We start from the raw sequence: 8,204 nt of genomic DNA, 5'->3' as shown, positions 1-8,204 counted from the left end.
CTCCATGGTACCCGGGCAGCCATCCAGGGGGGGGGGGCGCTACTGCGCGGCGGCGTTGCCAACATGCCTTTTGACACAAGTGCGGGCGCGCCGGGCCGGGTTACCCTCGGGCCCTTGTTTGCCTTACCGGAGTATCGACCTTGACCACCCGCCTTGCCCTTGCCGTGGCCATGACCCTCGGCCTTGCCCTGCCCGCCTATTCGGCCAGCGCCGCCACCCCGGCCGCCGCTGCCAACGCCCAGCAGGCCAATCCGTTCTTCGCCGACAGCCCGCTGCCGCTGCACTTCCCGCAGTTCGACAAGATCAAGGACAGCGACTTCGCCCCGGCCTTCGACGCCGGCATGGCGCAGCAGCTGAAGGAAGTGGAAGCGATCGCCAACACCAAGGCCAAGCCGACCTTCGACAACACCATCATCGCCCTGGAAAAGAGCGGTGACACCCTGGACCGCGCGACCACCGTGTTCTTCAGCCTGGTCGGCGCCGATACCAACGACACCCGCAAGAAGCTGCAGGCCGATTATTCGGCGAAGTTCGCCGCGCACAGCGATGCGATCGCGCTGAACGGCAAGCTGTTCGCACGCATCCAGGCACTGTATGACAGCCGCACCACCCTGGGCCTGGACGCTGAAGGCGTGCGCCTGGTCGAGAAGTACTACGACAACTACGTGCGCGCCGGCGCCAAGCTGTCCGAGGCTGACAAGACCAAGCTGAAGGAAATGAACGCAGAGCTGGCCAACCTGGGCACCAAGTTCAGCCAGAACGTGCAGTCGGAAGTGAACGCTTCGGCGATCACCGTCAACGACGTCAAGGAACTGGAGGGCCTGTCCAAGGAACAGATCGCCGCCGCTGCCGAAGCCGCCAAGGCCCGTGGCCTGGACGGCAAGTACGTGATCACCCTGCTCAACACCACCGGCCAGCCGCCGCTGACCAACCTGGCCAACCGTGCCCTGCGCCAGAAGATCTACGAAGCGTCCACCACCCGCGGCAGCCGCGGCGGTGAGTTCGACAACACCGCGCTGGTCGCGCGCATCATGCAGCTGCGCGCCGACAAGGCCAAGCTGATGGGCTTTGCCAACTTCGCCGCCTACAACCTGACCAACCAGACCGCCAAGACCCCCGAAGCGGTCAACGCGATGCTGGGCAAGCTGGCCCCGGCCGCGGTGGCCAATGCCAAGCGCGAAGCCACCGACCTGCAGGCGATGATCGACCAGGAACAGAAGGCCGCCGGCAAGCCGACCTTCAAGCTGGAACCGTGGGACTGGGCGTTCTACAGCGAGAAGGTGCGCCAGGCCAAGTACAACTTCGACGAGTCGCAGCTGAAGCCGTACTTCGAGATGAAGAACGTGCTGGAAAACGGCGTGTTCTACGCCGCCGGCCAGGAATTCGGCCTGAGCTTCAAGCAGCGCACCGACCTGCCGGTGTACCACGCTGACGTCACCGTCTATGACGTGTTCGATGCCGACGGCAGCCAGCTGGCGATCTTCATCTTCGACCCGTATGCACGTGCCTCCAAGCGTGGCGGTGCATGGATGAACTCGTACGTCTCGCAGTCCAAGCTGACCGGCTTCAAGCCGGTGGTGGCCAACCACCTGAACATCCCCAAGCCGCCGGCCGGCCAGCCGACCCTGCTGACCTGGGATGAAGTGAGCACCACCTTCCACGAATTCGGCCACGCCCTGCACGGCATGTTCTCGAACGTGAAGTACCCGTACTTCTCGGGTACCGCTGTGCCGCGCGACTTCGTCGAGTTCCCCTCGCAGGTCAACGAGATGTGGGCCGACAACCCGGCCATCCTGAAGAACTACGCCAAGCACTACCAGAACGGTTCGGCGATGCCGCAGGCGCTGCTGGACAAGGTGCTGGCCGCGGCCAAGTTCAACCAGGGCTTTGCCACCACCGAGTACCTCGGTGCCGCCATGCTCGACCAGCGCTGGCACCAGATCGGCCCGGACCAGGTGCCGGCCGCCAAGGACGTGATGGCCTTCGAGCGCGCCGCGCTGGAGAAGGACGGCATCTACTACGCGCCGGTTCCGCCGCGCTACAAGACCCCGTACTTCAGCCACATCATGGGCGGCTACTCGGCCGGCTACTACGCCTACATCTGGTCGGAAGTGCTGGACGCCAACACCCAGAAGTGGTTCCGCGACAACGGTGGCCTGAGCCGCAAGAACGGCGACCATTTCCGCGCGACCCTGCTGTCCAAGGGTGGCAGCGTGGATGCGATGCAGCTGTTCCGCGATTTTGCCGGCCACGAGCCGCAGATCGAACCGCTGCTGGAAAAGCGTGGCCTGACCGGCACCGGCAACTGATCGCCGGCACCGTAGCGTGAAATGAAAACCGCCCGGGAGACCGGGCGGTTTTTTTATGCGTCATCCACGCATCGCGTGGATCTACCGCAGGGTTGCGTGATCCCAGTAGATCCACGCCATGCGTGGATGCTCTTCCAGATCACCGCGGCGCTACGTATCCTCCTGGTACGCCCTGCGGCGACAGCACCAGCTGCCACAGCTGCGCATGCCGGCTGCGGAACGTCGCCATCGATCCAGCCAGGTAGAACCGCCACAGGCGACGGAACCTCTCGTCGTAGCGTCGCGCATCCAGTGTCGGCCACGCCGCTTCCACATTGCGTCGCCACGCCTGCAGTGTCAGGTCATAGTCGGTACCGAAGTTGTGCCAGTCCTCCAGCACGAAACGCCCTTCAAACGCGCGGCTGATCTGCGCCGCCGACGGCAGCATCGAATTGGGGAAGATGTAGCGCGCGATCCACGGGTCGGTGCGATGGCGCGAGATGTTGCTGCCAATGGTGTGCAACAGCAGCAGGCCACGCGGCGACAGGCAACATCGCGCCACGTCGAAGAAACTGCGGTAGTTCTTGTCGCCGACGTGCTCGAACATGCCGATCGAAAAGATCGCATCGAACGGCTCGTCCAGTTCGCGATAGTCCTGCAGCCGGATCTCGATCGGCAGGCCAGCGCACAGCTCACGCGCGTAGTCGGCCTGCTCCTGCGAAATGGTGACGCCGACACCACTGACACCATAGCGCTCGGCCGCGAACTTCAGCGCCTCGCCCCAACCGCAACCGATATCCAGCACGCGTTGCCCAGGGCGCAGCCCGAGCTTGCGGCACACCAGATCGAGCTTGGCTTCCTGCGCCGCATCCAGATCGTTGGCGTTGCGCCAGTAGCCACAGCTGTAGACCAGACGCTGGCCGAGCATCGCCTGGTACAGATCATTGCCGAGGTCGTAGTGGCGGCGGCCTACTTCATAGCTGCGCTGCCCGGCCTGCAGGTTGAACAGGCGTGCCTTCAAGGCGTCGGCCACCTCGCGCCAGCCGTGCACCCGCTCGTCCAGGTGTGCCTGCATCAGGTGGAACAGGAACTCATCGAGGACGTTGCCATCCCACCAGCCGTCCATGTAGCTCTCGCCCAGGCCGAGTGAGCCGTGCGCCATGACCCGCGCGAAGAAGCGCGGGTCATGCACCTGGATATCCTGCGGCCGGGTTCCATCGATCTGGACCCCGGCTTCGTGGAGCAGGCCGGTGACCCGCTCCTGCAACCCTGTATCCACGACACCTCCTCGTCTGCGGTTACCCGCGCGCGAACAGCTCCACGTAGTCCTTGGCCACGTGCGGCAACAACACCGAGGCCGGCACATCGGCGGTCTGGGTGCCATCCGAGTATGGACCCACCTGGTAGGGCGGGAACACAAAGCGCAGCGCGGTGATCTGACCCTTGTCGTCGGTCAGCGGCTGGAACTGGCTGAAATTGTCGGCCTGCGGACCGGTGCCGTCGGCGATCATCCGCGAGGCATTGCGTAGCGATTCCTGCAGCTGCGACGGGTCCATGTCCTCGCCACTGAGGCGGGTGGCCACGCGCTCGCGCAGCTGGTCGGCGACGAAATCGCTGATCGCTTTCCAGCCCTTGGCATCGGTCACCAGCTTGTCGGCGCTCAACATCTGCTGCTGCGCCGGCAGCCACACGAAACGTGCAACCAGCGGTTCGCCGTGGGCGCCACCGGTGTAGCGGCTGCCGTCGGCACTGACCACCACCAGCTGCGGCGTCTCCAGCAGCTTCTCGAAGCTCAGCGACAGCTCATAGGGCATGGTCGGCTTGTCGTTGCCCAGCCCGTCCAGCGCCTGCTGCAGATCGCTGCGGGCGGAGGTGGCATAGGCCTGCAGCGCGCGCGCCAGGCCCGGATAACGATCGATGCCCGCCGGGTAACTGATGCCGACCACTTCACGTTCGTTGTTCTCGATCACATCGCGCAGATCCCACGGCGCTTCCGCTGCGGGTGTCTCGGCGGTGCCAGTGGCTTCGGTCGCAGGTGCGGCGTCGGTAGCCGGTGCCACCTCGTTCTCGCGCTGGCAACCGGCCAGCAACAGCACGCCCATAGCGCCGGCCAGCACGCTGGCGTGCAGTGGCCGGTTGTTTCCAATCTTCATCGGGATCCCCTGTTCATGTTCATACATCATCGCCTGCCCTGGCTGAAGCGTGGCCCGCTGGAATCAGCCCACAAGCAGATCGTGATACTCCTCGTGACGCTGCAGGAAGGCCTCGGCATAGGCACATGCCGGCACCACCTTGTACTTCTGCTCCCGGGCGAAACGAAGTGCGACCCGGGTCAGCTCACCGGCAATGCCACGGCCAGCGATCGGCTCGGGCACTTCGGTATGGGTGATGACCATCCGCCTGCGTTTGATCTGGTAGTCCAGCAGTGCCACCTGCCCGCGCACGCGGGCGGTGAACCGGTGGTTGACCTGATCGTGTTCGACCTCGTAAGCCAGACCGGGGGGCGTGACCGAAGCCATGGGACTGTCTCCTGCGGCGACTGCGTGGATGGTGCGCAGACGGGCGCCATGATCGCGTGAAGCCTGAACAGGGACAAGTCTGCGCCTGCTGCGTCAGTTGTTGCCCTCAAGCTGCAGCCCGGCCGGCCGCTAACCCCTCTGCAGGGGTGCGCCAGCCTGGCATGCCCCTTGCGACAGTCGACCAAGCGATCTGCCGTGGAGGCCCGCGATGCACCCCAGCGATTCCCATTCCGATACCGATCACGCCCTGCTGGAGGGCCTGCTGCAACTGGCCGTGGAGGGACAGACTGAAGACCAGGCGTTCCAGAGCATCGGCGAGGAAGTGTTCTCCCGCCTGCTCGATACCTACGGTCAGGAAACCCGGGCCTGACCCGGAGCGGGGCCGCAGCCCCGGGGGTCGGATCCAGTGGATCCGACCCCAGCCACCCTCAGCCGCCGCCGAGGCGGAAGGTCGGGTTGGACAGCTCGCGCAGGAAGTGACTGAAGATGCTCGGCTGCATGGCCAGCATGAAGATCACGCCGAACGCCGCACCGGCCAGGTGCGCGCTGTGGTTGATGCGATCGCCACCGCGCTTGTCCATCCAGATGCTGTAGCCGACGTAGAACGCGGCATAGACGATCGCCGGCGCCGGGATGAAGAACACCAGGATGATCGACCACGGCTTGATCAGGATGAAGGCGAACAGCACCGCCGACACCGCCCCGGACGCACCGAGGCTGAGGTAGTTCGGGTTCTTCTGGTTCTTCAGGTAGCTGGGCAGGATCGAGACCAGCAGCGCACCGACGTAGAACGCCGGATAGACCAGGTAGCTGCCGGTCAGCTGCACCATCACGCTCTCGATGAATCCCCCGAAGAAGAACAGGGTGATCATGTTGAAGATCAGGTGCGACCAGTCGGCGTGGATGAAGCCGTAGGTGATCAGGCGGTCGTACTGGCGGTGGCGATCCACCGCCGGCGGCCACAGGATCAGTCGGTCGGCCAGCTTGCGGTTGTTGAACGCCATCCACGACAGGATGGCGGTGATGGCGATCAACAGCAGATTGACGGGGGTCATGTCAGGCTCAGGCGGTGCGGTAGTTGTCGACCATACGATAGCGTTTCGCATACCAACCGAAGGCCAACGCCGCGACGAAAGCAAAACCGGCGAAGAAGAACATCAGGAATGCCGCCTCACTCAGGCCCGTACTGGCGATCTTGTGGGTGACCGTGTCATTGCGCACGGCCGCATTGGACAGCAGCACCCACAGGTTGCCGATGGTCGTGGTCAGGTTCCAGAAGCTCATCACCACGCCCTTCATGGCCTGCGGTGCCTGGCTGTAGGCGAACTCCAGGCCGGTGGCCGAGACCAGCACTTCACCGAAGGTCAGCAGCGCGTACGGCAGCATCTGCCAGAAGATCGACATCGCGTTGCCACCGTCCATCACCACCTGGATGCCACCCACCACGATCCAGGCCAGGCCGCTGAAGGCGATGCCAACGGTCATGCGGCGCAGCGCGGTCGGCTCGAAGCCGAAACGGCGCAGGGCCGGGTACAGCACCAGGTTGTTGAACGGAATCAGGATCATCACCAGCAGCGGATTCAACGCCTGCATCTGCGAGGCGGTGAACCAGCTCGGCATCTGCATCTGCTGGCCCTGCAGGACCCAGGTCGAGGCCTTCTGGTCGAACAGCGAGAAGAACGGGGTGGTCAGTGCGAAGATCACCAGCACCCGCAGCACCGAGCGCACGCCTTCCACGGCTTCGGCCGGGTGCTGGCCGCGCGCACGGTCCAGCTGCAGCCAGGTGCCACCACCGATGCCTGCCAGGATCGACACCAGCGCCAGGCACAGGCAGATCACGATGCCCAGCGAGCCGACCAGACCGAACGAGGCCACGGCCAGCACCAGCCCGACCACGGCAATGACCAGGCCCGGACGGCCCTGGCCGGCGACGCGCGCGGTCAGCGCGGTACGCACCACGTTGGCGAACGAATGCGGGTCCTTCGGCGGCAGCGGCACCAGCACATAGCGCTTGCGGCCCAGCCAGAACACGAAGGTGGCGATGAACATCAGGATGCCCGGAATGCCGAAGGCCCACTGCGGGCCCCAGTTCTTCAGCACCAGCGGGATCAGCAGCGAGGCGAACAACGAGCCGAAGTTGATGATCCAGTAGAAGGCGTCGAAGACGATCTTGGCCAGGTGCTTGTTGCTCTGGTCGAACTGGTCGCCCATGAACGAGGCCACCAGCGGCTTGATGCCACCGGCACCCAGCGCGATCAGGCCCAGACCGAGGAAGAAGCCCTCACGGCTGCCCTCGAACAACGCAAGGCACAGGTGGCCCATGCAGTAGACCAGGCTGAACCACAGGATGGTGTGGTACTTGCCGAAGAACTTGTCGGCCAGCCAGCCCCCGAGCAGCGGGAAGAAATACACGCCGATCATGAAGCTGTGCATGATGTCCTTGGCTTCACCGGCACGGCCTTCCGCAGTGAGTTCCTGCAGCAGCAGCGAGGTGATCAGGAACTGCACCAGGATGTTGCGCATCCCGTAGAAACTGAACCGCTCGCAGGCCTCATTGCCGATGATGTACGGGATCTGGCGCGGCATCTTTCCCTGGCCGGCGATGGGGGCGACTGCGTCGTGGCTCATCCTGTAAGGCATTCCTGCAAAACGAAAGGCGCAAGAGTACCGGAACCTGTGCGTGCGAAGCACGCTGCAGGGCTGCATGACAGCCGTGCCAAAGCATGGCAGGCATGTGCGGCCCTGCCGGAAGTCACGGAACCTGCACGGCAAAAGCGTAAACTTATCGTTATGCGCCCCCTGCCCTTTGCCCGCATCCTGCCCAGCTGCCTTGCCCTCATGCTGGCCGTGCCTGCGCTGGCCCGGCCACAGGCGCCGCCGGCCACAGGCCTTGCCACAGAGGTGCGGCAATTGACCGTCGCCGCGCTGGAACTGCCCAGCCGTGACGAAGGCCAATGGAAGCAGCGCCGCGAACAGGTGCTGCAGCTGCTGACCGATCTGCAGCCGGATGTGATTTCGGTGCAGCAGGTATTGCAGCAGCAAGGGCGCAACCCGGCCTGCTGGTTGGCCAGCCGGCTGCGCTACAGCTGCGATTTCGTCACGGCCGACCCGCCGAGCCAGCCGGTCCGGCACGGCAACGCGATGCTCAGCCGGCTGCCGGTCAGCGAGGACGGGGTCACCCTGCTGCACCCACCGGGCACCTTCAGTGCCGCCGGCATGATGCGCCTGCGCCTGGGCGACAACGACGTCAACGTCTACATCGCGCGCCTGCGCCCGGATCCCGACGAGGCCAATGCCCGGCAACACCAGACCAGCGACCTGATGACCTGGATCGGCGCAACGGCCGAGGGCATGCCGAGCCTGATCGCCGGAGATTTCTCCGCCAGCACCGTCGAGC

The 8,204-nt window shown here is 64.8% G+C and carries 7 protein-coding genes and 1 pseudogene; 3 read left to right on the top strand and 5 right to left on the bottom strand.

Annotated features, from left to right (window positions below; genetic code table 11):
• Positions 1-140 precede the first annotated feature (140 nt).
• Positions 141-2,309, top strand: a complete 2,169-nt coding sequence (locus DBR20_RS15780; protein WP_108266824.1) for a M3 family metallopeptidase — start codon at positions 141-143, stop codon at positions 2,307-2,309.
• 139 nt (positions 2,310-2,448) lie between these two features.
• On the opposite strand, the gene cfa is transcribed toward DBR20_RS15780, so the two are convergent.
• The 3 genes from cfa to DBR20_RS15765 are packed head-to-tail and all read right to left on the bottom strand — an operon-like array spanning position 2,449 to position 4,807.
• Positions 2,449-3,567 (bottom strand): cyclopropane fatty acyl phospholipid synthase, encoded by a 1,119-nt coding sequence (gene cfa, locus DBR20_RS15775; protein WP_108266823.1) that lies wholly within the window; start codon positions 3,565-3,567, stop codon positions 2,449-2,451.
• 19 nt (positions 3,568-3,586) lie between these two features.
• Positions 3,587-4,468 (bottom strand): DUF3298 and DUF4163 domain-containing protein, encoded by an 882-nt coding sequence (locus tag DBR20_RS15770; protein WP_108266825.1) that lies wholly within the window; start codon positions 4,466-4,468, stop codon positions 3,587-3,589.
• A 36-nt stretch (positions 4,469-4,504) separates the two neighbouring features.
• A complete protein-coding gene (locus DBR20_RS15765; protein WP_089236171.1) occupies positions 4,505-4,807 on the bottom strand; it encodes a GNAT family N-acetyltransferase in 303 nt (100 codons plus the stop codon).
• Between the two features lie 208 nt (positions 4,808-5,015).
• On the opposite strand from DBR20_RS15765, the gene DBR20_RS22175 reads away from it, so the two are divergent.
• The gene (locus tag DBR20_RS22175; protein WP_165780990.1) at positions 5,016-5,177 is read left to right on the top strand and encodes a hypothetical protein; all 162 of its coding nucleotides are present in this window, start codon (positions 5,016-5,018) and stop codon (positions 5,175-5,177) included.
• A 58-nt stretch (positions 5,178-5,235) separates the two neighbouring features.
• Here DBR20_RS22175 and DBR20_RS15760 read toward each other — a convergent pair whose 3' ends face one another.
• Positions 5,236-5,862 carry a rhomboid family intramembrane serine protease gene (locus tag DBR20_RS15760; protein WP_025876742.1) on the bottom strand — a complete coding sequence of 209 codons (627 nt, stop codon included), beginning with the start codon at positions 5,860-5,862 and terminating at the stop codon, positions 5,236-5,238.
• Positions 5,863-5,869: 7 nt separating this feature from the next.
• Positions 5,870-7,435 carry an oligopeptide:H+ symporter gene (locus tag DBR20_RS15755; protein ID WP_108266822.1) on the bottom strand — a complete coding sequence of 522 codons (1,566 nt, stop codon included), beginning with the start codon at positions 7,433-7,435 and terminating at the stop codon, positions 5,870-5,872.
• A 162-nt stretch (positions 7,436-7,597) separates the two neighbouring features.
• On the opposite strand from DBR20_RS15755, the pseudogene DBR20_RS15750 reads away from it, so the two are divergent.
• Positions 7,598-8,204: pseudogene (locus tag DBR20_RS15750) on the top strand (endonuclease/exonuclease/phosphatase family protein); the annotation flags it as partial.

This window comes from Stenotrophomonas sp. HMWF023, assembly GCF_003060985.1.
Taxonomy (GTDB): Bacteria; Pseudomonadota; Gammaproteobacteria; order Xanthomonadales; family Xanthomonadaceae; genus Stenotrophomonas; species Stenotrophomonas lactitubi.
The sequence above is the reverse complement of the archived record's forward strand: the minus strand, read 5'-3'. Positions and strand labels throughout refer to the sequence as shown.

Excerpts from the sequence above, each read along its gene's own strand:
- DBR20_RS15770 (WP_108266825.1), bottom strand. The coding sequence starts at position 4,468 with ATGTATGAACATGAACAGGGGATCCCGATGAAGATTGGAAACAACCGG.
- DBR20_RS15755 (WP_108266822.1), bottom strand. The coding sequence starts at position 7,435 with ATGAGCCACGACGCAGTCGCCCCCATCGCCGGCCAGGGAAAGATGCCG.
- DBR20_RS15765 (WP_089236171.1), bottom strand. The coding sequence starts at position 4,807 with ATGGCTTCGGTCACGCCCCCCGGTCTGGCTTACGAGGTCGAACACGAT.
- DBR20_RS22175 (WP_165780990.1), top strand. The coding sequence starts at position 5,016 with ATGCACCCCAGCGATTCCCATTCCGATACCGATCACGCCCTGCTGGAG.
- DBR20_RS15760 (WP_025876742.1), bottom strand. The coding sequence starts at position 5,862 with ATGACCCCCGTCAATCTGCTGTTGATCGCCATCACCGCCATCCTGTCG.